Annotated in this window: 26 protein-coding genes; 11 read left to right on the forward strand and 15 right to left on the reverse strand. The window is 74.6% G+C overall.

Translation table 11 applies throughout. The features are described from left to right. Positions 1–155: 155 nt before the first annotated feature. Complete coding sequence (locus AC2A1K_RS16795) at positions 156–1,820, forward strand: P-loop domain-containing protein (protein ID WP_483897439.1); 1,665 nt, start codon at positions 156–158, stop codon at positions 1,818–1,820. A gap of 41 nt (positions 1,821–1,861) precedes the next feature. Here AC2A1K_RS16795 and AC2A1K_RS16800 read toward each other — a convergent pair whose 3' ends face one another. After that, positions 1,862–2,371 (reverse strand): L,D-transpeptidase, encoded by a 510-nt coding sequence (locus AC2A1K_RS16800; protein WP_483897440.1) that lies wholly within the window; start codon positions 2,369–2,371, stop codon positions 1,862–1,864. A 415-nt stretch (positions 2,372–2,786) separates the two neighbouring features. Between AC2A1K_RS16800 and ligD the strand changes: the two genes are divergently transcribed. Continuing rightward, the gene (gene ligD, locus AC2A1K_RS16805; protein WP_483897441.1) at positions 2,787–3,749 is read left to right on the forward strand and encodes a non-homologous end-joining DNA ligase; all 963 of its coding nucleotides are present in this window, start codon (positions 2,787–2,789) and stop codon (positions 3,747–3,749) included. 84 nt (positions 3,750–3,833) lie between these two features. On the opposite strand, the gene AC2A1K_RS16810 is transcribed toward ligD, so the two are convergent. Further along, a complete protein-coding gene (locus AC2A1K_RS16810; protein ID WP_483897442.1) occupies positions 3,834–4,595 on the reverse strand; it encodes a putative protein N(5)-glutamine methyltransferase in 762 nt (253 codons plus the stop codon). After that, positions 4,588–5,484, reverse strand: a complete 897-nt coding sequence (locus tag AC2A1K_RS16815; protein ID WP_483897443.1) for a beta-keto acid cleavage family enzyme — start codon at positions 5,482–5,484, stop codon at positions 4,588–4,590. The genes AC2A1K_RS16810 and AC2A1K_RS16815 overlap by 8 nt, the downstream gene beginning before the upstream one ends. A gap of 52 nt (positions 5,485–5,536) precedes the next feature. Here AC2A1K_RS16815 and AC2A1K_RS16820 point away from each other — a divergent pair, with 52 nt between their 5' ends. From AC2A1K_RS16820 to AC2A1K_RS16830, 3 genes are all read left to right on the forward strand, one after another. Further along, the gene (locus AC2A1K_RS16820) at positions 5,537–6,205 is read left to right on the forward strand and encodes an RraA family protein (protein ID WP_483897444.1); all 669 of its coding nucleotides are present in this window, start codon (positions 5,537–5,539) and stop codon (positions 6,203–6,205) included. Continuing rightward, on the forward strand, positions 6,205–6,948 hold the full coding sequence (locus tag AC2A1K_RS16825; protein WP_483897445.1) for an SDR family oxidoreductase: 744 nt from the start codon (positions 6,205–6,207) through the stop codon (positions 6,946–6,948). The genes AC2A1K_RS16820 and AC2A1K_RS16825 overlap by 1 nt, the downstream gene beginning before the upstream one ends. A gap of 149 nt (positions 6,949–7,097) precedes the next feature. Next, positions 7,098–7,553: a GNAT family N-acetyltransferase gene (locus AC2A1K_RS16830; RefSeq protein WP_483897446.1), complete on the forward strand. Its 456-nt coding sequence runs from the start codon at positions 7,098–7,100 to the stop codon at positions 7,551–7,553. Here the strand turns inward: AC2A1K_RS16830 and AC2A1K_RS16835 are convergent. From AC2A1K_RS16835 to AC2A1K_RS16845, 3 genes are read right to left on the reverse strand one after another with little or no spacing between them, the layout of a single operon-like run. Continuing rightward, complete coding sequence (locus tag AC2A1K_RS16835; RefSeq protein ID WP_483897447.1) at positions 7,550–9,151, reverse strand: metallophosphoesterase family protein; 1,602 nt, start codon at positions 9,149–9,151, stop codon at positions 7,550–7,552. The genes AC2A1K_RS16830 and AC2A1K_RS16835 overlap by 4 nt on opposite strands. Positions 9,152–9,170: 19 nt before the next feature. After that, positions 9,171–10,076, reverse strand: a complete 906-nt coding sequence (gene bla, locus AC2A1K_RS16840; RefSeq protein ID WP_483897448.1) for a class A beta-lactamase — start codon at positions 10,074–10,076, stop codon at positions 9,171–9,173. Then, entirely contained in the window at positions 10,073–10,543 is a 471-nt protein-coding gene (locus tag AC2A1K_RS16845; protein ID WP_483897449.1) for a pyridoxamine 5'-phosphate oxidase family protein, read from the reverse strand. Before AC2A1K_RS16845 ends, bla begins: the two co-directional genes overlap by 4 nt. Positions 10,544–10,702: 159 nt before the next feature. On the opposite strand from AC2A1K_RS16845, the gene AC2A1K_RS16850 reads away from it, so the two are divergent. The 4 genes from AC2A1K_RS16850 (at position 10,703) to AC2A1K_RS16865 (ending at position 13,913) form a co-directional block, all read left to right on the forward strand. After that, complete coding sequence (locus tag AC2A1K_RS16850; RefSeq protein ID WP_483897450.1) at positions 10,703–11,251, forward strand: HdeD family acid-resistance protein; 549 nt, start codon at positions 10,703–10,705, stop codon at positions 11,249–11,251. Positions 11,252–11,258: 7 nt separating this feature from the next. Continuing rightward, positions 11,259–12,056 carry a hypothetical protein gene (locus AC2A1K_RS16855; protein ID WP_483897451.1) on the forward strand — a complete coding sequence of 266 codons (798 nt, stop codon included), beginning with the start codon at positions 11,259–11,261 and terminating at the stop codon, positions 12,054–12,056. Positions 12,057–12,359: 303 nt separating this feature from the next. Further along, positions 12,360–13,514 carry an alkaline phosphatase family protein gene (locus tag AC2A1K_RS16860; RefSeq protein ID WP_483897452.1) on the forward strand — a complete coding sequence of 385 codons (1,155 nt, stop codon included), beginning with the start codon at positions 12,360–12,362 and terminating at the stop codon, positions 13,512–13,514. A 111-nt stretch (positions 13,515–13,625) separates the two neighbouring features. Then, positions 13,626–13,913: a maleylpyruvate isomerase N-terminal domain-containing protein gene (locus AC2A1K_RS16865; protein ID WP_483897453.1), complete on the forward strand. Its 288-nt coding sequence runs from the start codon at positions 13,626–13,628 to the stop codon at positions 13,911–13,913. Here AC2A1K_RS16865 and AC2A1K_RS16870 read toward each other — a convergent pair. From AC2A1K_RS16870 to solA, 5 genes are all read right to left on the reverse strand, one after another. Further along, on the reverse strand, positions 13,873–13,995 hold the full coding sequence (locus AC2A1K_RS16870) for a 2Fe-2S iron-sulfur cluster-binding protein (RefSeq protein WP_483897454.1): 123 nt from the start codon (positions 13,993–13,995) through the stop codon (positions 13,873–13,875). The genes AC2A1K_RS16865 and AC2A1K_RS16870 overlap by 41 nt on opposite strands. Before the next feature lie 289 nt (positions 13,996–14,284). Continuing rightward, entirely contained in the window at positions 14,285–15,496 is a 1,212-nt protein-coding gene (locus AC2A1K_RS16875) for an NAD(P)/FAD-dependent oxidoreductase (RefSeq protein ID WP_483897455.1), read from the reverse strand. Next, a complete protein-coding gene (locus AC2A1K_RS16880; protein WP_483897456.1) occupies positions 15,493–16,959 on the reverse strand; it encodes an aldehyde dehydrogenase family protein in 1,467 nt (488 codons plus the stop codon). Before AC2A1K_RS16880 ends, AC2A1K_RS16875 begins: the two co-directional genes overlap by 4 nt. Continuing rightward, a complete protein-coding gene (locus tag AC2A1K_RS16885) occupies positions 16,956–18,281 on the reverse strand; it encodes an aromatic ring-hydroxylating oxygenase subunit alpha (RefSeq protein WP_483897457.1) in 1,326 nt (441 codons plus the stop codon). Before AC2A1K_RS16885 ends, AC2A1K_RS16880 begins: the two co-directional genes overlap by 4 nt. Then, entirely contained in the window at positions 18,274–19,455 is a 1,182-nt protein-coding gene (solA, locus tag AC2A1K_RS16890; RefSeq protein WP_483897458.1) for an N-methyl-L-tryptophan oxidase, read from the reverse strand. The genes AC2A1K_RS16885 and solA overlap by 8 nt, the downstream gene beginning before the upstream one ends. Positions 19,456–19,567: 112 nt before the next feature. Between solA and AC2A1K_RS16895 the strand changes: the two genes are divergently transcribed. Beyond that, the gene (locus tag AC2A1K_RS16895) at positions 19,568–20,509 is read left to right on the forward strand and encodes a LysR family transcriptional regulator (RefSeq protein WP_483897459.1); all 942 of its coding nucleotides are present in this window, start codon (positions 19,568–19,570) and stop codon (positions 20,507–20,509) included. 99 nt (positions 20,510–20,608) lie between these two features. Here the strand turns inward: AC2A1K_RS16895 and AC2A1K_RS16900 are convergent, their stop codons facing one another. Together AC2A1K_RS16900 and AC2A1K_RS16905 are read right to left on the reverse strand one after the other, a co-directional pair. Further along, on the reverse strand, positions 20,609–21,337 hold the full coding sequence (locus AC2A1K_RS16900) for a 2OG-Fe(II) oxygenase (RefSeq protein ID WP_483897460.1): 729 nt from the start codon (positions 21,335–21,337) through the stop codon (positions 20,609–20,611). Further along, the gene (locus AC2A1K_RS16905; RefSeq protein ID WP_483897461.1) at positions 21,334–23,274 is read right to left on the reverse strand and encodes a heavy metal translocating P-type ATPase; all 1,941 of its coding nucleotides are present in this window, start codon (positions 23,272–23,274) and stop codon (positions 21,334–21,336) included. The genes AC2A1K_RS16900 and AC2A1K_RS16905 overlap by 4 nt, the downstream gene beginning before the upstream one ends. Positions 23,275–23,360: 86 nt before the next feature. On the opposite strand from AC2A1K_RS16905, the gene AC2A1K_RS16910 reads away from it, so the two are divergent. Next, positions 23,361–23,735: an ArsR/SmtB family transcription factor gene (locus tag AC2A1K_RS16910; protein WP_483897462.1), complete on the forward strand. Its 375-nt coding sequence runs from the start codon at positions 23,361–23,363 to the stop codon at positions 23,733–23,735. A gap of 13 nt (positions 23,736–23,748) precedes the next feature. Here AC2A1K_RS16910 and AC2A1K_RS16915 read toward each other — a convergent pair whose 3' ends face one another. Both AC2A1K_RS16915 and AC2A1K_RS16920 read right to left on the reverse strand, forming a co-directional pair. Then, a complete protein-coding gene (locus AC2A1K_RS16915) occupies positions 23,749–24,552 on the reverse strand; it encodes an amino acid kinase family protein (protein WP_483897463.1) in 804 nt (267 codons plus the stop codon). Beyond that, complete coding sequence (locus tag AC2A1K_RS16920) at positions 24,549–25,388, reverse strand: amino acid kinase family protein (RefSeq protein ID WP_483897464.1); 840 nt, start codon at positions 25,386–25,388, stop codon at positions 24,549–24,551. The genes AC2A1K_RS16915 and AC2A1K_RS16920 overlap by 4 nt, the downstream gene beginning before the upstream one ends. Positions 25,389–25,570 lie beyond the last annotated feature (182 nt).

The following is a 25,570-nucleotide window of genomic DNA, read 5'->3' on the forward strand; positions in this document are numbered from 1 at the left end:
GGGGTCCTCCCGTGAAATGGTCGTCTGTTCTGCTCCGGGGACGGGGTGGCAGGAACCGGACGATTCTGTCCGGTCATCTGTGACAGAAGACGCGCGGGGGGCGCCCGGAGTTCCCCCGGGCGTGAAGGCCGCGCCCGATGGGCACCATCCCGACCATGGCTAAGCGCTCCGATCTGGGCGGGTCCGGTCTGGCCGCCTCCCTGCGCTCGCTCGACGGCGCGAGCTACGGGCGCTACAAGTCGCTGTCGGGCGCCTGGGACGTCGCCGGCCTCCGGTTCGAGGTGCTGCGTGTGCAGGCCGACCCGTTCGCACCGCCGAGTCGGGTCCGGCTGACCGTGACCGACGCCGGCCTGCCCGCCGACCTGTACACGACGGCCGACCGCCGCCGCGCGCTCGCCGCGTTCCTGCTGCGCGGGCTGCGTCGTTCCTTGCGGGGCACGCCGGTGCACGTCGACGCGGGCGGGCCCGAGGTACTCGACCGCAGCGCCGGCACGGTGGATTCCGACGGCGTCGTGACGGTCGAGGTCGGCGTCCCCTTCCCGGGGCCGAAGCGGCGCATCCTGGGGCGCGAGGCGGCCACGCTGCTGGGGGAGACCCTGCCGGGCGCCGCCCGCGACGCGATCTGCTCGGCCGACGTGGACGCGGCCCGGACCTTCGTCGAGACCGTCGAGGACGCCGTGGCGCTGCGTGCGGCGCTCGCCGGGCGCGGGCTGGTCGCGTTCGTCGCCGGCGGCGCGGTGCTGCCGCGGCGCAGCGGCGTCGACGACCGACCGCTGGACGGGGCGACGCCGTTCGGGGGCCCGTCCTCGTTGCAGGTGACGCTGACGGCCCCGAACGCCGGGGAGGTGAGCGGCCTCGGCGTGCCCGAGGGCGTCACGCTGATCGTCGGCGGCGGGTACCACGGCAAGTCGACACTGCTGCGCGCGCTGGAGGCCGGGGTCTACGACCACGTGCCCGGCGACGGGCGCGAGCAGGTGGTCACGCGGTCCGACGCGGTCAAGCTTCGCGCCGAGGACGGGCGCGCGGTGATCCACGACGACGTGTCGGCGTTCGTCGCGCACCTGCCCTCCGGCGAGCCGACCGACGACTTCTCGACCACCAACGCCTCGGGCTCGACCAGCCAGGCGGCGTCGACGGTCGAGGCGGTCGAGGCGGGCGCGGACGTCCTGCTGATCGACGAGGACACGTCGGCGACCAACATGATGATCCGCGACGCGCGGATGCAGCAGCTGATCGCGACCGAGCCGCTGGTGCCGTTCGTGGAGCGCGTCCGCCCGCTGCACGCCGAGCACAGGGTGTCGACGGTGCTGGTGATGGGCGGGTCGGGCGACTACCTCGGCGTCGCCGACACCGTGATCATGATGGACGCGTACCGCGCGTCGGACGTGACGGCGCGCGCCCACGAGATCGCGGCCGCGGGGCCCGCGCGGACCGTCGAGCACACCGGCTTCCCGGAGGTCACGCCGCGCGTCGTCGACCCGGGCTCGCTGGATCCGACGGCGAAGGGCAAGCGCCGGGTGACGGCCCGGGGCCGCGACACACTGACGTTCGGCGAGAACGACATCGACCTCTCCGCGGTGGAGCAGATCACCGACCGCTCGCAGGTCGCGGGCATCGGGCGCGCGCTGGCGCTGCTCTCCGACGGCGTCCTCGACGGCACGATCACGCTCGCCGAGGGCCTGGACCTGCTCGACGCCGAGCTCGACCGGCAGGGTCTCGGGGCGCTGCTCGACGGGCGCTCCGAGGACATCGCCCGCCCCCGCCGTCACGAGGTCGCCGCCGCCCTCAACCGTCTGCGGTCCCTGCGCCTCCGTACGTGAGCACTTTCCGGGCCCATACGCCCGGAAAGTGCGCACATGGGTCACTCGACGATCTGGACCCGGTCGTAGACCTCGAGGCCGTTGAAGAAGGCCTGGGCGTCGGGGTCGGCCATGCGCACGCAGCCCGCCGACTGGCGGGCCGGGTCGCCGCCGTGGAACGCGCGGCCGTTGTCGTCGAAGAACACCGACCAGGGCATGCGTGCGTTGTCGTACTCCTTGGAGAGGTGGACCTCTTCCTTGCGCTGCACCGAGAAGAAGCCCACCGGGGTCTCGTTGCCGGGCGAGCCGTGGTTCATCCGCACCGGGCCACGGATGATGTTGCCCTGGCCGTCGGAGAGCCACGCCTCGTTCGTCGACAGTCGGGCACACGCCTTGACGTTGTCCTCGCAGGGCATGGCGGCCTTCGGCACGGCCATCGCGACCGCGCCGACGCTGCCGAGGCCGGCCAGCGCGATGAGCCCGAGGACGAGCGCGGCGACGCGGCCGCCGATCCGGCGACGAGCGCCCTCCTTGGCCTCGGCCCCGATCTCCATCCAGGTGTGCCGACCCACCGTGCTCCTCTCGACGGTTCGCGCCGTCCCTACGACGCCTCCCTCTCAACGGCAGCGTGGGCGCCACGGACGAGTGGTCTCTCCGGGTGGTTCCGGAGAGTGAAGATCCGACCGCGTTCCGTGGCACGCGAGGCTGCCGGGCGAGGACTCTCTCATCCCCGCGGCCCGCCGCCTCGACCCCCCGCCCCCTGCTCCGGCGCGAGGCGGGACGTACCGGACGAGGCGGCGGAAGAGGTCCTCGATCAGGTGATCGGGAGCTACCGGTGATCGTCGCCGTGATCGCACCGCTGCGGTCGCGGTCCGCCGCGTGGAGATCAGGGGCACCTCATCGAGCAGACCGGCCGGCGCGGGGTGCACGACGCGCTCCTGATCGACGGACCTTGCCGTCGGGGCGGGCGCCCGGGAAGGTCGGCGTGTGGCGAAGGCGAGCGCGGGCGAGGAGCGTCACGGCGTCGCGCTGACCAACCTCGACCAGGAGCTGTTCTCGGGCGCCGGGGTGACCAAGCGCGAGCTCGTCGACTACCTCGAGACGATGGCGCCGCGGATGCTGCCTGCGCTGGCCGGGCGCCCACTGTCGGTGGTGCGGGCGCTGCGCGGGCAGAAGCCGTTCATGCAGAAGAACGTCCCCAAGTACGCGCCGGACTTCGTGCGCACGGTGTCGTTCTGGGCCGAGACGTCGCAGCGCGAGGTCGCCTACGCGCTGTGCGACGACCTGCCGACGCTGCTGTGGTTCGCCAACCAGCGGGCCATCGAGTACCACCCGACGCTCGTGCGCGCCGCGTCGATGGAGGTCGCCGAGCACCTCGTGCTCGACCTCGACCCGCCGGAGGACGCCGGCTTCGACGCCGTCGTGGCCGCCGCGCACCTGGTGCGCCGCGCGCTCGACGACGCGGGCCTGCGGGGCGTGGTGAAGTCGACCGGCGCGAAGGGCGTGCACATCCTCGTCCCGCTCCGCCCCGGCCCGTCCCATGAGGACGTCGCCGGCGCCACCCGCGCGCTGGCCGCGCACACCGAGCGTCTCGACCCCGGGATCGCGACCACCGCGTTCATCCGCGCCGACCGCGGCGGCAAGGTGTTCGTCGACCCCACGCGCGCCGGCGGGTCGACGATCGCCGCGGTCTACAGCCCGCGCGTGCGCCCCGGCCTGCCGGTCTCGTTCCCGCTCTCGTGGGACGAGCTGGACACCGTGGTGCCCGCCGAGATCACCGTCGCGACCGCCCCCGCCCGCCCGGACCCGTGGAGCGACCCCGACGCCCTCCCGGCCCCGCAGGCCCTGCCCGAGGGGCTCGTCGCCGAGGGCCGCACGATCCCCGTCGCCCGCGTCCAGGCGATGCACGAGGGCAGGCGACGCAAGCGCGCCGCCGAACGCGCCGAGTGACCGCCTTTGCCCCGGCCCCGTGTCAGCGACGTGGCGTCGCTGACGGCCAGCGTCCGTAACGCCACGCGCTCGCGATGATCACGGTCACGCGGGGTGATCGAGCACGCCCGCGACGACGGTCGCGTCGTGCTCGTCGTCGCGGGCGATCGTCGCGGCGAACCCGACGCCTTCGAGCGCGTCGCGCGCCGAGAGCCTCTGGTGCCCCGCGCACTCGACGAGCAGGCGCCCGCCCGCGCGCAACCACGCCGGCGCCTGGGCGGCGAGCCTGCGCACGACGTCGATCCCGTCCCCGCCGCCGTCGAGGGTCACGAGCGGCTCGTGCTCGCGCGCCTCGGGCGGCATGGCGGCGACGGCCGCGCTCGGCACGTACGGGGTGCTCGCGACGACCACGTCGACGGTGCCGGCCAGCTCCGGTGGCAGGGCGTCGAGCAGGTCGCCGGTGTGCACGCCGGCGGCGGAAGGCACGTTGGCACGGGCACACGCCACCGCCACCGGGTCCACGTCGGCGGCGTGCAGGACGATCCCCGGCGACGAGGCCAGCAGCGCCGCCCCGATCGCCCCGGTGCCGCAGCACACGTCGACGACGGTGCCGCCCGGAGGGAGTTCGAGCACGGCGCGCGCCACCAGGAACTCGCTGCGCCGCCGCGGCACGAACACGCCCGGCGTGACCGCCACCCGCAGCCCCGCGAACTCCGCCCACCCCAGGATCTGCTCCAGCGGCTCGCCGGTGATACGCCGGGCGGCGAGGGTCTGCAGGTCACCGGGAGCCGCGCGCAGCAGCGCCGCCTCCTCCTCGGCGAACACGCAGCCGGCGGCGCGCAGGCGGTCGGCGAGATGGTCATCCACGAGGACGTAGCCCCAGGATCGCCCGGGTCTCGGCGATCGTGGCCGGACGCCGCCCCAGGTCCGCGAGCAGCGCCACGACCTCGTCGACCAGCGCGGTGTTCGTCGGCGTCGACGGTCCCGCGTAGTCCTCGAGCCCGACCCGCAGGTGCCCGCCCCGCCGCACGGCGGTCTCGGCGAGCCCGCTGGCGACGACGTCGCCACCCAGCACCGCCACCGACCACGGCAGCCCGCTCGGCTCCAGGAGCTCCAGGTAGGCCTCCAGCGCGGTCGGCGTCGGCGGCAGCCCGAACTCCAGCTCGCCGCCGAAGTAGAGCTTGACGATCGCGCCGGGCGGCACCCGCTCGTGGCGGTGCAGGGTGAGCGCGACCCGCAGGAAGCTCGGGTCGAAGATCGAGATGGACGGGCCGGTGCCGAGCGCGGCGCAGCGGGCGAACATGTGCTCGGTGTCGGCCAGGCTGTTCTGGTACGGACCCGCGGCGGCGGCCGCGGCGACCGCTCCGTCGCTGGTCAGCCCGAGGTTCACCGACCCGGGATCGACGAGCGAGAGCCCGCCGAGCCCACGGCGGGCGAGCTCCTCGTGGTGCGCCCAGCGCGTCTCGATCGGGATGCCGCGGGCGCCGGCGGCCATCGTCGCGTAGAGCAGCAGGTCCGGGTACTGCGCGAGCACCGGCGACCAGGCCTCGACGTAGGGCTCCACGGGGTGCACGCCGTCGGGGACGAACATCGCCTCGTGGTGGTCGTGCGCGATGCTCGCGCCGCGCGCGACGCAGGCGAGCATCTCGTCGGCCACCTCGGCGGGGGTCAGCGGCACGTGCGGGTTGACCGAGCGCGGTGTGGCCCCGTTGACGGCGACCTCGAGGATGACGGCCGGGGGCGAGGGCAGTGGCACGAGCCGGAAGGATCGTCGCCCCGCGGCCCGGAGTCGAGCATCATGACCGTCCGTGGACCCCCTGACCCCTCACGAGCTCGGCCGGGTGCGCTCGCTCGCGACGTCCTCGCTGTGCGACGCCGACAAGACCTTCGCCCTGCCCGACCCCGCGATCCGGGCGATGCTGCCCGACGTGCGGATGGCCGGGCCCGCGGTCACCGTCGTCGCCCCCGACGACCATCTCCCGGTGCTGCTCGCCGCGGGCGAGGCCGCGCCGGGATCGGTGCTCGTCGTCGTCAACCCGCGGGGCGCGCGGGCCGTCGCCGGCGAGCTGGTGGCCGCCGAGGCGCAGCGCAACGGGCTCGCCGGGGTCGTCATCGACGGGTACTGCCGCGATGTCGCGGGCCTGCGCCGCCTCGGGCTGCCGGTGTTCGCGCGAGGATCGACGCCCGCGTCGGGCAGCGCGCGCGACCCGCGGGGCCTGAACGAGGGCGCCGTCGCGTTCGGCGGGGTGCCGGTGCGGCCCGGCGATCTGGTGCTGGGTGACGACGACGGGCTCGCCGTCGCCACGCCCGACCAGGTCCGCGGCGCCCTGGCCGGGGCCGAGGAGGTCGAGCGCGCCGAGGCCGCGGTGCTCGCGAGCATGGGCGGCGGGCGCGGGCTCGCCGACCACACGAACCTCGGCGACCACCGCGCCGCACGCGCCGCGGGCCGGGACTCGGCGCTGCGGTTCCTCGTCTGATGGGAGCCGTCCTCCTCGTGACCGGCGGGAGCCGGGGCATCGGCGCGGCGGTCGTCGTCCGGGCCGCGGCCGCAGGCTGGGACGTCTGCGTCACCTACCGCAGCGACGCCGACGCCGCCGAGCAGGTGGTCGCCGGCGCCCGCGAGCAGGGCGTCCAGGCGCGGACGGTCCGTGCCGACGTGGCCGTCGAAGCCGACGTCGAGGCCGCGTTCGCGGCGGCCGACGCGATGGGCCCGCTCGGCGGGGTCGTGGTCAACGCCGGGGTCGTGGTGCCGAGGTCGCGGGTCGACGCGATGTCGGCCGAGCGCGTCGCGGAGATGATGACGATCAACGTCGTCGGCGCCGTCGTCTCCTGCCGCGAGGCCGTGCGCCGGCTCTCGACCGCGCACGGCGGGCCGGGCGGCTCGATCGTGCTCGTGTCGTCGGCCGCGTCGCGGCTCGGTTCGCCGGGGGAGTACGTCGACTACGCGGCGTCCAAGGCGGCCGTCGACACCCTCGGGCTCGGGCTGGCCAAGGAGGTCGCCGACGAGGGGGTGCGCGTCAACGTCGTGCGGCCGGGCATCGTCGACACCGCGATCCACGCGTCCGGCGGGCAACCCGACCGGGTGGAACGCATCGGCCCGCTGGTTCCGGTCGGCCGTGCCGGCACCGCCGACGAGGTGGCCGCCGCGATCGCCTGGCTGCTCTCCGACGAGGCGTCCTACTGCACGGGGAGCGTGCTGGACGTGGCGGGCGGCCGGTGACCGGGTCCCCTCCCGGCGGCACCCGGCGTCGGGGCGAGGAGCAGAATCGCGGGACGTGAGGGGAACGGGGATCGGCGGACCACCACCACGCAGGGGCGCGGCAGCGGCGACGACCTCGGCACCGAGCGGCCCTCGGTGACGTCCTGCCCGTGAGGATCGAGATCGACGACCTCGCCGGCCCCGAGGTCGCGGCCCTGCTCGCCGAGCACCTCGCGGACATGCGTGCCGCCTCGCCGCCGGAGAGCAAGCACGCGCTCGACCTCGACGCGCTGCGCCGCCCCGACGTGACGTTCTGGACCATCCGGGACGGCCGGCTGCTCCTCGGCTTCGGGGCGCTGCGCGAGCTCGACGCGACGCACGGCGAGATCAAGTCGATGCGTACCGCGTCGGCGTACCAGGGGCTCGGGGTGGGCTCGGCGCTCGTGCGGCACGTCGTCGGTGAGGCCCGGCGGCGCGGCTACCGGCGCCTGTCGCTCGAGACCGGGTCGTCCGAGCACTTCGCGCCCGCCCGGCGGCTCTACGCGCGGCACGGGTTCGTGCGCTGCGCCCCGTTCGCCGACTACCCCGAGGACCCCAACAGCGTGCACATGACCCTCGTCCTCTAGGGACGGAGCACGATCGGCTCGTCGACCAGGTGCACGTCCACCGGCGTGTGTGGCGTCCAGCGGGGCGTCGCGCCGGGGGACCACCGCCAGCGCCGCGGCACCTTCTCCACGCCGAGCGCGTAGATCGTCAGCGTCCCGTCGGGCGCGATCCGCAGGCGCAGGAAGCCCTTGTGGTCCTCGATGCTCTGGGCGGCGAAGAGCTCGTTGCGGTTGGCCCCGCGCGCCGCGAGCAGCAGGAACGTCGACAGCACGAGGCTCGCCAGCAGCCCCGCGGCCAGGACGGCGAGCACGGTGCCCAGGGGCGAGTCGAGTCGGGTGGCGACGACGGTCGCGCCGATCGCCACGGCCAGCTCCGGCACCGTGAGCGCCAGCCCGAGGACGATCCGGCGGACACGGCCCGCGCGCTGCGGGATGACGAACGCGTACGACCCGCCCGCGACGGCCGCCGCGGCGATCACCGAGACCGCGGGCACCCCGATCACCCACGGCACGATCACCAGCGCGGGCAGCAGCACGAGCAGCGGCAGGAGCAGCCCGTTGCGCAGCGGCAGCCGCCACAGCACGCGGAACGCCTCGGCGCGCGAGCTCCGGATCGTGGGGAAGGTGCGCGGGCGGCGGACGTAGCGGTGGGTCGTGGTGGCTCGCTTCGGGCCCGGGTCGGCGAGGTCGGTGGTGACGTCGAGATCCGCCGGCAGGAAGTGCGTCGGCGAGGTGTAGGCCCCGCCGTGCCCGGCGGTGACGAGCACCTGCTCGCGGTCGGGGTGCTCGAGGGAGTAGACGGCGTAGTGGTGGGTGTCGCCGGTGAGCACGAGCCGTATCGGGAGGTCCCGGTCGCCGAGGACCTCGCGCAGGAAGAAGGCGAGCCGGTCCATCGAGCGGTCGTCGCCGTCCTGCGCGCCGTACCAGGAGGGCGCCGCGGTGAGCAGCACGAGCCGGTCGCCGTCGGGGATCCGCGCGACGACCGCCCGGAACCAGGCGAGCTGCGTCGCGTCGACGTAGGTGTCGAGCTGGATGTCGATCGCCAGCACCCACCAGCCGTGCGGCAGCCCCAGCGCGAAGTACGACCGCCGCTGATCGGTGTTCCACCCGGCGAAGTGGCGGCCCTGGCAGAACACGCGCAGGAACGCGGTCAGCCCGTCGTACCAGTCGTGGTTGCCGGGGATCGCGTAGACGGTCGGGGTGACGTCGTCCGGGTCGGCGACGAACTGCTCGGACAGCGGGCTCTCGAGGCGCTGCTCGTACGCGACCGTCCCGGCCACGGGGTAGACCTCGTCGCCGCCCATCAGCAGCACCCGCCCGCGCGGCAGCGTCTCGCCGTCGACGGTCACCTCCGGCGCGCCGAGCAACGTCGCGACCGTCGCCATGGCCCGGAAGCCGTCGCCGGTGTCGCAGAGGAAGTCGAACCAGAAGGGCTCGTCGCCGTCGGCGGCCTCGTGGAACGACACGTCCTGCGCGAACGTCGTCCCCGCCATGACGTCGCGCTTGTCGGCGTAGGCCGCGACGGTGCTGCCCAGCACCACCATGACGCCGGTACGGATCAGCTCGGTCGGCGAGAGCCAGCGCACCGCCGGGAGCGTGACCGGCCGGGTGTCCCCCATGCCCGCACCGTAGTGCCGATCACAGGGCAGCGGTGGCGATCCGCGTCGCGTCGGCGATCGTCGCCTTCCCGTTGGTGCTGCCCGGGCCGGGAGATGTCGGATCGGACGGCGTCGTGAACACCGCGATCACCCACGGCGCCCGGCCGGGCGGCCACACGACGGCGACGTCGTGGTTCTCGCCCTGCGCGCCCGAGCCGGTCTTGTCGCCGACGCGCCAGTCGCGGGGCAGGCCGGCGCGGATCTGCTCGGTGCCGGTGGTCGCGCCGAGCATCCAGCCCGTGAGCCGGTCGCGCCCGGCGGGGTCGAGCGCGGTCCCGAGGACCAGGGCCTGCAGGTCCGCCACCATCGCCGCGGGGGTGCTCGTATCGCGCTCGTCGCCCGGGGCGGTCTCGTTGAGCTCGGGCTCGAGGCGGTCCAGGCGCGTCGTCGTGTCGCCGAGGGTCCGGACGAAGCCGGTGGTCGCCGCCGGCCCGCCGACGATCCCGGTGAGCAGGTTGGCGGCGGTGTTGTCGCTGACGACGATCGCGGCCTCGCACAGCGCGGCGACGGTCATCCCGCCCTCGACGAAGCGCTCGGTGGTCGGCGCGTACTCCAACAGGTCGGCGCGGGTGTAGCGGATGGTGCGGTCCAGCAGGTCGGGCTCGGTGCGGACGCGGTCGAGCACCGCCGCGACGATGAGGACCTTCGCCGTGGAGCACATCAGCACCCGCTCGTCGGCGCGGTGGGCGACGGCGCGGCCGGTGCCGGTGTCGAGGGCGAGCAGCCCGATCCGGCGGCCGGAGCGCTGCTCGAGCCCGGCGAGGGCCATGGGCGGTTCGGACATCGTCCTCGGGGGCTCCGGTGCCGGGTTCTCGGGACGCGAGCACCCGGCCAGCACCGCCAGCCCGATTCCGGTCAGCACGGCGCGCCGGGACGGGATGATCACCCGCGCGAGGGTAGCGACCGGTACTCGAGCCCGTCGGCGGTGTTCCGCCACGCCACGAACCGGTCGAGCGTGACCACGATCGGCAGCGAGAAGGTCATCAGCCACGCGTCGAGCGGCTGGCCGCCGAGCATCGGCGCGTACTTGCGACCGAACGCGTCGAGCGCTTTCTCGACCTTCCCGAGCTCGGAGAGCTTCGCCCGCCCGCTACCGGTGACGACGTCGGCGCCCTGTCCGGCGGTGTCGAGGGCGACGGTGACGAGGTCGTGGGTGCGCAGATGGCCGACCTTGACGGTGTCCGGACGGCTGAAGATCGTGACCTTCGGGTCGTCCCACGCGAACCACACCGGCACCGTGTGCGGCCGCCCGTCGGGGGCCATCGTGCCCAGCCAGATCACCGCGTCGGACTCCAGACGCTGCGCCGCATGGGCGTCGCCGGGAACGGCCGGGTCGAGCAGCGGAGTGGCCACGACCGCGGACCTCACCACGCCCACACATCGGCGGCAAGGTGTTGTCGGGACGCCCTCCACGGGTGATCTCCCCGAGCAGCGGCCGGATGCCCTCTCGACAGGGAGGCGAGTCGGCGATTCGATGTTCCCTGATCACCGGTGTGGCGGGAGGGGACAGAGATGAGCAGCGCACTGGGTGCGGTCGGCGTGCGGCGTGGGTCGAGCGGGTGGGGCTGGATCATGGCCTCGGGCGTCATCGGGTTGATCGTGGGCGTGCTGGCCCTGTTCCTCCCGGTGGTCACCGTGCTGTTCGCCGCGATCGTGTTGGGCATCGGGTTGCTGATCCAGGGCGCGCTCGAGATCGGCGTCGCCTGGCGCGCCGAGACCGGCTCGGCGGGACGTGGGTGGCTCGCCGCCTTCGGCGTGCTCGCCCTGCTCGCCGGCATCCTCGTGCTCTTCCGTCCCGGCGCCGGTGTGATCGCGCTGGCGTGGGGCCTCATCCTCTGGTTCGTCATCGTCGGGGTGAACGACCTGATCGTCGCCTTCTCCGAGCGCGAGCACCGTACGTGGAACATCGTGCTCGGCGTCCTCAGCCTCGTCGTGGCGGTGATCCTGCTGTTCTCGCCGTCCACGGCGATCGGCACGATCGCGATCATCATCGCGCTGGGCATCCTGCTGCGCGGCGCCGCCGACGTCGGTCTCGCGCTGAGCATGCGCCGCGCCCGATGATGGGCCGATGGACGCGCGTGAGGCCGTCGGGCGCCGCTACGGCGAGCACCTGACCGACCACGACCTCCTGGCCCTCGCCGACGGCGAGCCCGACCGCGTGGCCCCGCTGCGCCGGCGGCCCGAGCTGGTCCTCGACCTGCTCGACCGGCCGGCGGTGGCCGACGCCGTCCTCGCCGCGCGCCGCGACGAGGGCGGGCGGTTCCGCCAGGTCTCGCCCTTCCTCGTGCTCGCCGCCGCGGTGCACCGGACGAGCCGGGCGCTGGTCGGGCGCCTGCACGCCCCCGACCGGACCGCGCCGCGGACCCGCGTGCCGATCTTCGACGCGCCCGTCCTCGCCGCCTTCGCAGCGGACCCCGAGCACCGCCTGCACCTCACCGAGCTGCTCGCCTCGTACTCCCGGCTGACCTCCGGGGTCGTGTGGCGCCGCGACGAGCGGGGGCGGCGCCCGCAGCGGTGGGACGAGCTCGACCTGCCGGCCCTCGCGCGCCTGCTGTCCGCCGTCCCCGCCGACCAGCAGCCCGGGGTGTGGCGGCGCATCGGCGACGGTGCGCTCTTCCTGGCCGGGGTCTTCCCCGAGTACGCGGAGCGGACCCTGGGCGGGGCAAGGCTCGCGCGGCTGGCCGGGCCCGGCGACGGCCCGGTCACCGAGATCCTCGAGCAGCTCGCCGGGCGCGCGTACGCGCAGGTGGGCGACACCGTGCCCGCGGGTGTCGCGGAGTCCCCGCACCTCGCGCGCCGGTTCCTCGCGCTGGTCGCCGAGCACCACCTCTTCCCGTCGGGCGGCGTCCTCGCCGCCGGTCGCTGAGCCCGGCGCGTGGCTAGGCTCGGTGCCGTGTCGGTCGATCCCGGTCCGCTCGAGAGCCACCTCGACGTAGCGCCGATCATCCGCGACGTCCTGCGCCGCCGCGTCACGGAGGCGACGGGTCGGGTCAGGACGGCGGTCGTCGCGGGCTCCTTCGGTCACCGAGAGCCCCGACCATGACGGTGGGTGCCCGAGAAGGCCAGTAGTCATCACTCCAACGGCCCTACGTATTGCGCGCCTGGTGTGCTCGTTGGTAGGCGGCGTCGCCGTTCCGCGGAACCTCGGCCGCGCGACAGAATGCGGGACGTGGAGGCCGCCGAGCTCGTCCTGCCCGATGCCGCCCGTCCCGGTCTGCACGACGTGATGCCGGCGCTGCTGGACGCCGTCACCGGCGGGCCCCCCAGCATCGTCCCGGGGCGTCTCGGCCTGCCGCCCGTGCGCGGGGCCGCCCTGCTGCTCGTCGACGGGCTCGGCCATCGGCTGCTGCACGAGCACGCGGCGGACGCCCCGTTCCTCGCGGCGATGGCCGACCACGGGCCGCTGCTCGCCGGCTTCCCGAGCAGCACGTCGATCAGCGTGACGTCGCTGGGCACGGGCCTGCCGCCGGGGACCCACGGCACGCTCGGCATCCGCTTCCGCGTGGACGGCACCCTGCTCGACTCCCTGACCTGGACCAGCGACGCCGGGAACGCCGACCGGACGCTCGAGATGCTCGTGCCCGAGGTGGTGCAGCCCCACGCGACCGTCTTCGAGCGGGCCGTGGCGCTGGGCGTCGGCGCGACGGTCGTGTCCGCCCGCACGTTCCGGGAGTCGGGGCTGACCCGCTCGGCGCTGCGGGGCGCGGACTACCGCGGGGTCGGCGCGTTCGGCGATCTCGCCGCCGAGCTGCTCGACGCCCTCGGGCGCCCGGGCCCGCAGCTCGTCTACGGCTACCACGCCGACCTCGACCAGCTCGGCCACCGGCACGGCCCGGGGTCGACGGCCTGGCGCTGGCAGCTGCGCCAGATCGACCGGCTCGTCGAGCAGCTCGTCGCCGAGCTCCCCGCCGGCACGCTGCTCGCCGTCACCGGCGACCACGGGATGGTGCGCGTCGACCGCCGCTACGACGCCGACACCGACCCGGACCTGCAGGCGGGCCTCGCCCAGCTCGGGGGCGACCCGCGCGCCCGCCTCGTCTACGCCGACCACGGGGCCGCCGAGGACGTGCTCGCCACCTGGCGCGGCGTGCTCGGCGACGACGCGTGGGTGCTCACGGGCGCCGAGGTCGTCGACCGCGGCTGGTTCGGCGCGCTCGACGACGCGATGCGCCCGCGCGTGCCCGACGTCGTCGCCGCCCTGCGCGGCAGCGCCGCGGTCGTGCGCAGCGAGGGCGAGCGCCTGCTCTCACGCCTGCCGGGCCAGCACGGTTCGCTGACCGGGGACGAGCACGTGGTGCCGCTGCTCGCGGCGGCCCGGATCTGATCCGTCAGGAGGCGACGATGCCGGGACCCGACCGTCACGCACCCGGCGTACGGCCGACGAGTGCCGGCCTCCTGGCCGTCTCATCCTCGGAGCCCGACACGAGGAGGAGCCGTGGACGACGTCTGGACGGACGTCTGGACGATGGTGCACGCGGAGCGCGCGGCCCTGATCGCCGACCCGGAACGCAGCGACCACCGGCGGTGGTCGGAGCCGTCGCCGTGCCCGGGCCGGACGGTGCACGACGTCGTCGCCCACCTCGTCGACGCCGTGCGCACGACCCGCGCCGGCTTCGTCGTCGGGCTCGCCCGCGCCGGCTTCGACGTCGGCGGCGCGAAGGAGCTCGTGGCGCGGGTCCGGCTCACAAGGTCGTGTTCTGGTCGGCCTGCTCCTGCTCGGTGAGCAGCGAGTCGCGGTGCTCGGCGCGGCCGGTGAGCAGCGGCGTCCCGCACGTCCCGCACGTGCCCTCGCGGCATGCGCCCACCCGCCCGGAACCGCTCGACCCGCAGGCTCCCCGACGGCCAGCCGGCCAGGAAGAGCGCGACGTGGTTGCGTGGCTCGCTCACGTCGACGATGTCGCCACCGCCTCCGGTCGGCGGGGCCCCGCAGAGCGAGTACCGGCGGATCAGCCCGTCGTCGAGGTGCACGTCGACGGGCGCACCGGGCGCCCACGCCGGCAGCTCGCCGCCGTCGGTGCGGGCGAGTGTCAGCGAGACGACGCCGTCGGCCTCGTCGCGGCGCTCATGGACGATCATGTCCATGGGGCGGCCCTCTCAGCGCATCTGGCCGGCGCCGACGTAGGGGTGCGGGCTCGTGAGCAACGCCCCCTCCGCGAACCGGGAGAGGCGGAAGTCCTCGGCGGGGATGTCGGGATCGGAGCTCGCGCCGTCGACGACGAGGTCGGCGACGAGCCGCCCGACGGCGGGGGAGATCTTGTAGCCGTGGCCCGAGAACCCGGCGGCGACGACCAGGCCGTCGAGCCCGGTCGCGGAGATCACCGGGTTGAAGTCGGGTGTGACGTCGTAGCACCCGGCGTAGGTCGACGCGACCGCCGGGTTCGCGAGCCCCGGCAGTCGGGTGCCGACCTTCCCGACCGCGACGTCCACCGCGTCCGGGGTGGCCTGGTTCGAGTAGCGGTCCGGGTCGGCGGGCTCGAGCACCGAGAGGTCGGAGTTGCCGAACAGCAGCTGCCCCCTGCCCTCGGGACTGCCTTCGGGCCGGATGTACTGCAGCGACACCAGATCGGAGAACACCGGCACCGGCCCGAGCGGCCGGCCGGGGTCGACGAGCACGATCTGCTCGCGGTGTGCGGTCAGCGGCAGCTCGATGCCGTGTGCGGCGAGCAGCGGGACCGACCACGGTCCCGCGGCGAGCACGACGGTGCCGGTCGCGACCACCGTGCCGTCGGCGAGCTCGACGCCGGTGACGCGGTCGCCGGCCGTGCGGATCGCGGTGACCGTGGTGCCCTGGCGCAGCCGCACCCCGGCGCGACGCGCGGCGCCCGCGAAGGCCTGCGCGGTCTGGTAGGCGTCGCCGTACCCGCCGCGCGTCTCGTAGGCGAAGGCCCCGAACGGCTCGAGGTCGGCGACCGGCCAGAGCTTCTGCACCTCGCGGTGGTCGACGTCCTCGGTCTTGACGCCGACGGCGCGCTGGGCCTCGAGCGAGGCGGCGAAGGCGTCGACGTTCTCCGGGCCGACGCCGACGACGTAGCCGGTCTGGTGGAAGCCGACGTCGGCGCCCAGCACCAGCGGCGCGTCCTCGAACGTCTCCAGGCTGCTCGCGGCCATCGCCGCGAGCGACGAGACGCCGTAGTGGCTGCGCACGACGCCCGAGGACTTGCCGGTGCCGCCGGAGCCGACGGTCGCGCGCTCGACGATCAGGACGTCGGTGACGCCGCGGCCGGTCAGGGCCCAGGCGGCGGCGCAGCCCTCGAGGCCGCCGCCGATGACGACGACCCCGGCGCTCGAGCCGGTCCTCGTGCTCACGGAGATCCTTCCTGGTGCGGGGAGACGCGGGCGACGACGGTCTTGAGCTTCACGTAGCTCTCGAGCGCGATCAGCCCGCGTTCGCGGCCGGTGCCGCTGTGCCCGGTGCCGCCGAACGGGACGCCGGGGCCGCCTGCGAAGTATTCGTTGATCATCACGTAGCCGGCGTCCACCGCGTCGGCCACGCGGAGAGCGCGGTCGACGTCGCGGGTGTGGATGCCGGTGCCGAGGCCGTAGTCGGTGTCGTCGGCGAGGGCGATCGCGTGCTCCTCGCCGTCGAACGGCAGCACGGCGAGCACCGGGCCGAAGATCTCCTCCCGGGCGATGCGCATGTCCGGGGTGACGTCGGTGAACGTCGTGGGCGCGAGGAAGTGCCCGGCGCCGGGGAGCGCGCGCGGGGCGTCGGCGACGCGCGCGCCCTCCTCTCGCCCGATCTCGACGTAGCCGGCGACGCGGCGGTGGTGCTCGGCGGACACGAGCGGGCCGAGGTCGGGGTCGTCGATCCCGGGGCCGATCGTCAGGGTCGCCGTCCGGGCGACGATGCGCTCGACGAGCTCGGCCTGCACCGCGCGGTCGACGAGCAACCGGGTCCCGGCGTCGCAGTACTGGCCGGTGTTCGTGGTGAAGCCCAGGACGACCTGGTCGGCGACCCGGTCCAGGTCGGCGTCGGCGAACACGATCTGCGGCGACTTGCCACCGAGCTCGGTCACCACCGGCGTGATGTGCTCGGCCGCCGCCCGCAGCACCGCGCGCCCGGTGGCGACCGACCCGGTGAACGTCAGCGAGCCGATGCCGGGGTGGCCCGCCAGCGCGTGCCCGGCCTCGGCCCCGAGACCCGTGACCACGTTGAGCGTGCCGGGCGGGAAGCCCGCGGCCTCGGCGAGCCCCGCGAACCGCAGCGCGGTCAGCGGGGTCTGCTCGGCGGGCTTGACCACCGCGGTGTTCCCGGCCGCGAGCGCCGGGGCGACGCTGCGGCACAGCATCGACAGCGGTGCGTTCCACGGGACGATGTGCGCGGTGACCCCGACGGGTTCCCGCACGGTCCAGGCCAGCGAGCCGGGGCCGATCGGGATGGTCTCGCCGTGCAGCTTGTCGGCGGCGCCGGCGTAGTAGTCGAGGTAGCCGACGCACCCGGCGATCTCGCCGCGCGCGAGCGAGAGCGGCTTGCCCGTGTCGAGGGTCTCGAGGCGGGCGAACCCTTCGCGGTCGGCGTCGAGCGTGGCGGCCAGCGCGCGCAGCATCCGGGCCCGCTCGGCGGGCGTCGTCCGGCGCGTGCGGCGGGCGGCCACCTGCGCGGCGGCCACCGCGGCGTCGACGTCGCCCGCGTCGCCGCGCGCGATCTCGGCGATCGTCTCGCCCGTCGACGGGTCCTCGACGGGGATCGTGCGGCCGTCGCGCGACGGCACCGTCGCGCCGCCGACGAAGTGGCCGGACGCGACGGGGGCGGTCACGGGGACGGTCACGGGTCCGGGAACATCCGCGTCATCGTGTTCTCGTCACCACCCGGAACACGGTCGACGCCGACCACCTTGTCGATCACCATGTTCTGGAAGCGGTGCAGCGGCTCCTCGAACCGGAAGCACATGCGCCCGCCCCGGTAGGCCGGGTTCTCGATGCCCTCCTGCACCCGCTCGACGATCTCGATGTCCTGGGTGTTGACGAGGTCCCAGAACTTCGCGAGCTGCTCGATGCCGTCCTCGGCGCTGTCGTCCCCGCCCGCCCCCTCGAGGGACTCGGGGTGGGCCAGCAGCACGGCGGTCTCGACGGTGCGGTCGGCGGCGGCGGGGCGGTTGAACAGGACGAACGCGTGGTTCGGGAGCACGACGAGCGCGGTGCTGGGGAACAGCCAGACGAAACGCCCGCTGTCGGCGTCCGGCGCGCCGAGCGAGCTCAGAGGCGCCAGACCGTCCCAGCCGCCGGCGTCGGTGTTGCGCGACACCGGCGTGGTGCACATGCCCGTGTACATGCCGGGCCCCTGCCACCGGTAGTGGTCGGAGAACTTGGAGACCTGGTTGAGCTCCGGGTGCACCCAGGGCAGGTGGTAGTACTCCATGAAGTTCTCGCCGACGAGCTTGTAGTTGGCGTTGATGTCGTAGGTGAGCCGGCGCAGCGGCACCCACTCGTCGAGGCGGTAGTCCCGGAACCGCGTCGGCAGGTCGCCCAGGTGCACCGACAGGGGAGAGGCGTCCGGGTCGAGGTTGACGAACAGGAACAGGCCCCAGGTGTCGACGGCGACGTCGTGGAGCCCGTAGTCGGCCTTGTCGAAGCCCTTGGCGACGGACGTGTCGAAGATCGACTCCTCGCCGGTCGGGACGTCGGAGCCCTCGAACAGCGGGGTGCCCAGGCAGTTCCCGTCGGTGTCGTAGGTCCACGAGTGGTACGGGCAGCGGATGCGCCCGCGGTGGCCGACCTCGCGGGCGTCGTCGCTGAGTAGCTTCGTCGCACGGTGGCGGCACACGTTGTGGAACGCGCGCAGCGCGCCGTGGCGGTTGCGCGTGACGATCACCGAGCGCCCGGCGACGTCGACGACGACGCACGCGCCGTGCCGGTCGACGTCGGCGGCGAGCCCGACGGCGACCCACCCCGAGGCGAAGACCTTCTCCTGCTCGAGGCGGAAGAACTCGGGCGCGGAGTAGGCGTCGGGCAGCAGGGTCGAGGCGAGCTCGACGGGCAGGCGGGTCGCGGCGTACGTGGCCTCGTCGGTGTAGGTGGCCGGATCCACGGGACGTGCCGGGAGAGCCGCCGGGGTCGCCGGCCGGGTCTCGGGCAGGGTCGTCTCAGACATGGAAGCTCCGCGGGTAGCTCGGGTCGGTCAGGGCAGCGCGGGTGATCGAGAAGCTCTCGATCGGCTGGGACGGCTCGTGGTCGAGGGCGAGCTCGGCGAGCAGCTGCCCGATCAGGGCGGCGAACTTGAAGGCGTGGCCCGCGCCGTTGGCGACGACGATCTGCGGGTGCTCGGGCAGGGTGTCGAGCACGAAGTTCTGGTCCGGGGGAACGGTGTAGAGGCAGGTCTTCGAGTAGAGCTCCGGCCCGCCGAAGCGTGGGACGTGGCGCTCGACGAACTCGGCGTAGCGCGCACGGCGCACGGGGTCGGGCTCGAAGGTGCGGCCGTCGGCGGTCGTCTCGTGGCCGCCCATGTGCTGGCCGAGCTTGGTGGCGACCTCGCCGTAGACCGGGAAGCCGTAGAAGTTGTGCCGGCCGTGCCACATGAAGACCGGGAAGCGGGACGGCGCGAACTCCGCGAGGTGCGGGGTGGCGTAGTAGGTGACCTGCTCCTGCAGCACGGTCAGGGGCAGCGCGGTGCCGGTGTCGGCGAGGACCCGGTTCGTCCAGGCGTCGCTGGTGACCACGACCTTGTCGGCGCGCAGCACGCCGCCGTCGGTGACCACGGCGACGCCGTCGCCGTCGGGGCGCAGGGCGCGCACGGGGGTGCGGTCGCGGATCGCGGCGCCGTGGGACCGGGCGAGCGCGCGGTGCACGGCGTTGGCGCGCGCGGCGTCGACGATGCCCGAGTCGGGCTGGTAGAGCGCCTGCTCGCTGCCGTTCACCCGGAACTGGGGCCAGCGGGCGACCAGCTCGTCGGCGTCGAGGCGCTCGTAGGCGACACCGAAGCGCTCGAACATCGCGGTGTAGCCCTCGATGTTGCGGTTGCCGGTGGCGATGCCTCGCCGGGCGGCGCGGTCCTCGATCACCAGCCCGCCGGTGGGGGTGACGATCTGCTGGCACGCCTCGGCCTCGACCTCGTGCCACGCCTTGTACGCGGGCGCCGCCAGTGCCGCGTACTCCTCCTGGTGCTGGGCGAGACGGATGATCCGGGAGTGGTCCTGGGACGCGCCGCGGGCGTGCCCGAGCTCGAACTGCTCGAGCCCGAGGACGCCGGGACCGAGCTCCGAGGCGAGGCGGTGGAGGGTCGCCGAACCCAGCCCGCCGAGGCCGACGACGATCGCGCGGTAGGACACGAGGAATCTCCTGCTCGAGGTGGTGGTCCGCGCACCGGCCGGCGGCGGTGCCGGGTGCGTGATCGCAGTGTGGGAGCTGGATTCCGTCCACGTCCATCGAAACGTCCAACCTATGATCTTGTACGTTGAGTACATGATTGATCGGCGTCTGCGGGTGCTCGCGGCGATCGCCCGGCACGGCACCGTCACCGCGGCCGCGGAGGTCTGCCGGCTGACGCCGTCGGCGGTCTCCCACCAGATGCAGGCGCTCGCGCGCGAGCTCGCCGTGCCGCTGCTCGAGCCCGTCGGGCGGGGCGTGCGGCTCACACCGGCGGCCCACACGCTGCTCGCGCACGGCGAGACGTTGACCGCGCAGTGGGAGCAGGCGCGCGCCGAGCTCGCCGCCCACCGCGCCGGGGCGGTCGGGGGGACGCTGCGGATCGCGGCGTTCTCGAGCGCGGCGGCCGTCGTGGTGCCGCGGGTCCTCGAGCACCTGCTTGGCGAGCACCCCCGGCTGCGTGCGCACCTGCGCGAGACCGAGCCGGCCCGCTCGTTCGACCTGCTCGCCGCCGACGACGTCGACGTCGCCGTCGTCGTCGCCACGCCGAGCATCCCGCCGGCGTCCGACCCCGCGTTCGACCAGCACGCGCTGTTCGACGAGCCGCTCGACGTCCTCGTCGGCCCCGGGCACCCGCTGCTCGGGGCCGAGGTCGTGGCGCTGAGCGACCTCGCCGCCGACCCGTGGGTCTGCGGCAACACCGGCCGCGCCTACCACCAGCTCGTGACGCTGGCGTGCAGTCAGGCGGGCTTCGCCCCCGACATCGCGCACCACGCCGACGAGTGGGACACCGGCGCCGCCCTCGTCGCGCGGGGTCTCGGCGTCGCGTTGGTCCCGCGCCTGGCGGACCTGCCCGCGCACCACGACACCCGCCGGCTGCGGATCACCACGGGCCCGGCGCCGACGCGTCGCGTGATCTCGGCCGTCCGCGCGGGGTCGCAGGAACAGCCGACCATCGCGGCCGGCCTCGAGGCCCTGCGCCACGTCACCGAGACCCGCCTCGACGCTCTCGACTAGCGAGCTCCTGGGCGGCCGGGTGCGCGGTTACTGGCTGGTATCGCTCGCCTGGCGAGCGATACCAGCCAGTAACCGTGAACGGCGGGCGCTCAGCGGCGGCTACCGGGCGTTGTGGAAGATGATGCCGAGGACGTGGCGCTCGCCGGTGTGCACGGCCGAGACGCCGTGGCGCATCTGGACGCGGTGGTAACCGCGCGCACCCTGCTTCGGGCGGTGGCGCACCGGGAAGATGACGCCCTCGCCGAGCCCCGGGCGCACGACCATCGGCCGCGACTGCTGGCGCGGACGCTGCTCGACGAACACGCTCTCGCCGCCGGTGAAGTCGACGTCCGGCGTGTTGAGCATGATCAGCAGCTGCAGCGGGAAGGTCAGGTCGCCGTAGACGTCCTGGTGCAGGCAGTTGTAGCCCGTGGGGCCGTAGCGCAGCACCAGCGGCGTCGGCCTGTGCTGCCCGGCGGCGGCGCATCGCTCGACGAGCTCGGCGTGCTCGGTCGGCCAGCCGTCCTCGCCGAGCGCGTCGGCCCAGCGGTCGGCGACGGCCGCGAGGCCCGGATACAGGCGGGTGCGCAGCGCCTGGACCAGCGGCGGCAGCGGGTCGGCGAAGTAGCGGTACCGGCCCTCGCCGAACGAGAGCCGGGCCATCTCGACCGTCGACCGGAACACCTCGTCGCGGTCGAACAGGTCGATCGTCTCCGCGCACTGCTCCGGGTCGAGCAGGCGGCCGGTCGTCGCGTAGCCGTCGCGGTCGAGCGCGTCACCGATGCCCGTCCAGTCGAGCCCGTCCAGCGCGAGCAGATCGGGCTGTGCGGACACCTCGGTCGTCGTCATGCCCGGGAGAACACCGACCCCTCCGGCCGCGTGGCAGCGACGGGTTCCGCCTGTCGTCGGGGCCACGCGCCCGCGCGCAGCAGGCGCAGCCCGTTCAGCCCGACCAGCACGGTCGACCCCTCGTGCCCCGCGACGCCCAGGGGCAGGGGGAGTGTGCCGACGAGGTCCCACACCACGAGGCCGGTGACGACCGTCCCGGCGACGACGAGGTTCGCGACGACCACGCGGCGCGCCCGCCGGGCGAGGTCGATCAGCGCGGGCAGGGTCGCGAGCTCGTCGCGGACGACCACGACGTCGGCGGTCTGCAGCGTCAGGTCGGCGCCGGCCCCGCCCATCGCGACGCCGACGTGCGCGGCGGCGAGCGCCGGGGCGTCGTTGATCCCGTCGCCGACCGCCATGGTGCGATGCCCGGCGGCGTGGCGGTCCTCGATCGCGGTGACCTTGTCGGCGGGCAGCAGCTCGGCCCGGCGGTCCGCGATCCCGACGGCGTCGGCGATGCGGGCAGCCGTGCGCGGGTTGTCGCCGGTCAGCAGCGTGGGCGCACCGGCGGTGCGGGCGGCCAGGGCCGCGACGGTCGCACGAGCGCCGGGCCGGAGGGCGTCGGCGAGCGCGAGGACGGCGCGCGGCTCGTCGTCGACGAGCACGACGACGGCGGTGTGGCCCTCGGCCTCGACGCCGTCCACGAGCGGGCGCAGCGCGGAGTCGCGCGAGGAGAGCAGCGCCGGGCTCCCCACCCGCACCACGCGGCCCTCGACGACCGCGCGCACGCCTCGCCCCGGCTCCGCGGCGAAGTCGCTGACGTCGGAGGGGATCCGCACACCTCGCGCCCGCGCGCCCGCCACCACCGCCCGCGCCAGCGGGTGCTCGGCGGGCCGTTCCGCGGCCGCGGCCGGGCCGAGCACCGCAGAGTCCCCGCGCACCGACGCCAGCTCCGGACGCCCTTCGGTGAGCGTCCCGGTCTTGTCCAGCGCGACCGCGTCGACCGTCGCGAGGTCCTCCATCACCCGCGCCGACTTCACCAGCACGCCGTGCCTGCCCGCCGTCGCGATCGCCGCCAGCAAGGGCGGCATCGTCGCCAGCACCACCGCGCAGGGCGAGGCCACGATCATGAACGTCATCGCCCGCAGCAGGGCGCCCCGGAGCTCCTCGCCGAACCACAGCGGGATCGCGAAGATCGCCACGGTGGCCACGACGACGCCGACCGAGTAGCGCTGCTCGATCTTCTCGACGAAGCGCTGCGTGTGCGCCTTCGTCGCCGAGGCCTGTTCGACCAGCACCGCGATGCGCGCCACCACCGACTCGCCCGCCTCCCGGCCGACCTGCACGCGCAGCGCCCCGGTGCCGTTCACGGTCCCGGCGTAGACCTCGTCGCCCGCCGCCTTGGCCACGGGCAGCGGCTCGCCGGTGATGCTCGCCTGGTCGACCTCGCCGGTGCCGTCGACCACGGTCCCGTCGGCGCTGATCGTCTCCCCGGGGCGGACGAGCACCTCGTCGCCGACCCGCAGGTCCACGACGTCGACGACCTCCTCGCCATCACCGGGCCACACCCGCGTCGCCCGCTCCGGCGCCAGCTCCAGCAGGCCGCGCACCGACGACTCCGTGCGCTCGGTCGCCCAGGCCTCCAGCGCCCCGGACGTCGCGAAGATGACGATGAGCAGCCCGCCGTCGACGACCTGCCCGATGGCCGCGGCCCCGGCCGCCGCGACGATCATCAGCAGGTCGACGTCGAGCGTCCGCTCCCGCAGCGCCCGCAGGCCGGAGAACGCGGGTTCCCAGCCGCCGCTGAGGTAGCAGGCGGCGTAGACGGGCCCCCAGATCCAGACCGGCGCGTCGACCAGCTGCGCGAGCGCCGCGACGACGAAGAACGCCAGCGACGCGAGCGCCCACCGGGCCTCCGCCAGGCGGACGACGCTCCGCCACCGACCACCGAGCGCCATGTCCCGCACGTTATCTCACGTGAGCATACGTTCATATATGGTCGGTTCAGCAGGTCGTGAGGTCGCCGCTCGGTACCATCGACCGTGTGGGGCACGGGACGCCGGGCGAGACGTCGATCCTGGCCTCGCTGCGCGCGGGCACCGACGTCCCGGTCGAGGGCATCGCCGAGACGCTCAGTGCGCTGAGCACCCCGAGTCGCCTGCGCATCCTGCTGCACCTCGCCGACGGCCCGTCGTCCGTCGGCGACCTCGCCGCGGCCGTCGGGATGGAGCAGTCCGCGGTGTCGCACCAGCTGCGCGTGCTGCGCCAGCTCGGGTTCGTCGTCGGCACCCGGCGGGGCAAGCAGATCTCCTACCGGCTCTTCGACCAGCACGTCGCGCGCCTGCTGGTCGAGGCGATCAACCACGTCCAGCACCTGCGCCTGGGCGTCACCGACGCCCCGGCCCTCGTGCGCGAGTAGCCGTCCGGGGGGGTCAGACCGCCGTCACGGTGACGGCGCCCTCGCCCGCGAGCGCGCCGGACAGCGCGCCGCGGACCGTGCCGTCGACGAGGGTCAGCGACCGGATGTGGCGCGCGAGGGCGAGGCGTTCGAGCGCGAGCCGGTCGACCGGGAGGTCGCCGTCGCGCGAGAGCAGCTCCTTCGCCGAGATCTCCTCGGGCAGCCCGGCGAGCGTCGCGGAGTCGCGGACGTAGACCAGCCGGGACGCCCCGAACGCGTCGGCGAGCAGCAGCGCGCCGGTGTCGGTGCGGTGCACGGGCAGGCGCCCGGCGGCCGTCGGGAACTCGTGGACGCCGTAGGGCGGGTAGCCGTTGGAGACCGCGGCGTTCGCGGCGGCCAGGTGGACGGGCAGCTGGCCCGCGACGGTCTGGTGCGGCAGGTACGACACGCCCTCGGCCGCGAGCAGCGAGGCGACGAGCCGGCCGTTCTGCTCGGCCTCGGTGGCCGCGAGCCCGGCGAGCGCCCCGGTGGGAAGCCCGAGGTCGAGGCCGACGCCGAGCACGTGGCGGGCCCGGATGCCGGCGCCGGTGAGCAGCAGCATCTTGTGGTCGGCCAGCAGCGACCGGATCTCCTCGGCGAGCGGGACCAGGACGTCGCGCCCGCGGTCGACGATCGTCGACCCGCCCAGCACGAGGACCTCGAGCCACGGCAGCAGGCGGATCGGCGCGACGTCGCCGGGCTCGGCCGAGCGCACGAGCTCGCGGTCGAGCAAGGTCTGGCGGACGAAGGCCGACTCGACGTCGCGGCCCTGGCGGTCCCGGTCGTTCGGGCGGCTCATCGCTCGTCTCCAGCTGAGATGATCGTGCCGACGTGCTCGCCGGCGAGGGCGCGGGTGAGGTTGCCGGCCACCAGGCCGTTGACGACCTGCACCGACCGGACGTGGCGGGCGTCGCGCAGGAGCTCCAGCATCCCGCGCTCGAGCACGAGGTCGGGCAGGTCGCGCGCGAGCAGTTCGTCGACGGCGATCTCGGGGATGAACGTCGCCGCGGGGTCGTTCTTCGGGTTCGCGGTGTAGAGGCCGTCCTCGTCCTTGACGAAGATCATCTGCTCGCACGCGTACGTCTCGGCGACGAGGTAGCAGCCGGCGTCGGTGCGGTACGGCGGGACGACGCCCTCGTGCGGCACGCGCTGCCACAGGCCGTAGGGCGGCATGCCAGGGAAGACCGCGGCGCCGACCTCGGCCAGGCGCAGCGGCAGCGTCGCGAAGGCGTTGGCCTCGACGACGGGGATGCCGTGCTTCGCGAGCAGGAAGCCGAGCATGGTGGCGTTCTGGCCGGCGACGGCCGAGCCGATCTCGGAGAGCACGCCGGTCGGCAGGCCCAGCTGGGCCGCGAGCGCATAGGCATGCCGGGCGCGGGTGCCGCCGCCCGTGCCGATGAGCAGGCGGTGGGTCGCCGTCAGCGCGACGATCTCGTCGACCAGGGGCAGCACGGCGGCGCGCCCCCGGTCCATGAGGCTCTGGCCGCCGATCTTGATCACCGAGACGCCGGGGAGGACCGGGGTCTCGGGCGCCTCGTCGCTCAGCGTCGCCAGACCGGCGTCGTCGAGCGAGCGGTCGCTCAGGAGGGCGGCGAGGTCGGCGAGTTCTGCCGACCCGCTCGCGGACACGGACACCAGGGGGACCTCCTCGTCGACGGCTCGGGGGACCAGGGCCGCCGACGTGCCGGGGGGGTGTCTCTATGGGGTTGTCAAGCCGCGAGGGGCTCGGGTGCTCGCGCTGGGGCGCGGTAGGGCTGGTGGTCGCGGAGCATGGCGTAGATGACGTCGGTGCGGCGGCGGGCCAGGCATATCAGGGC

Source organism: Actinomycetospora sp. 2LY8.5, from assembly GCF_057180585.1.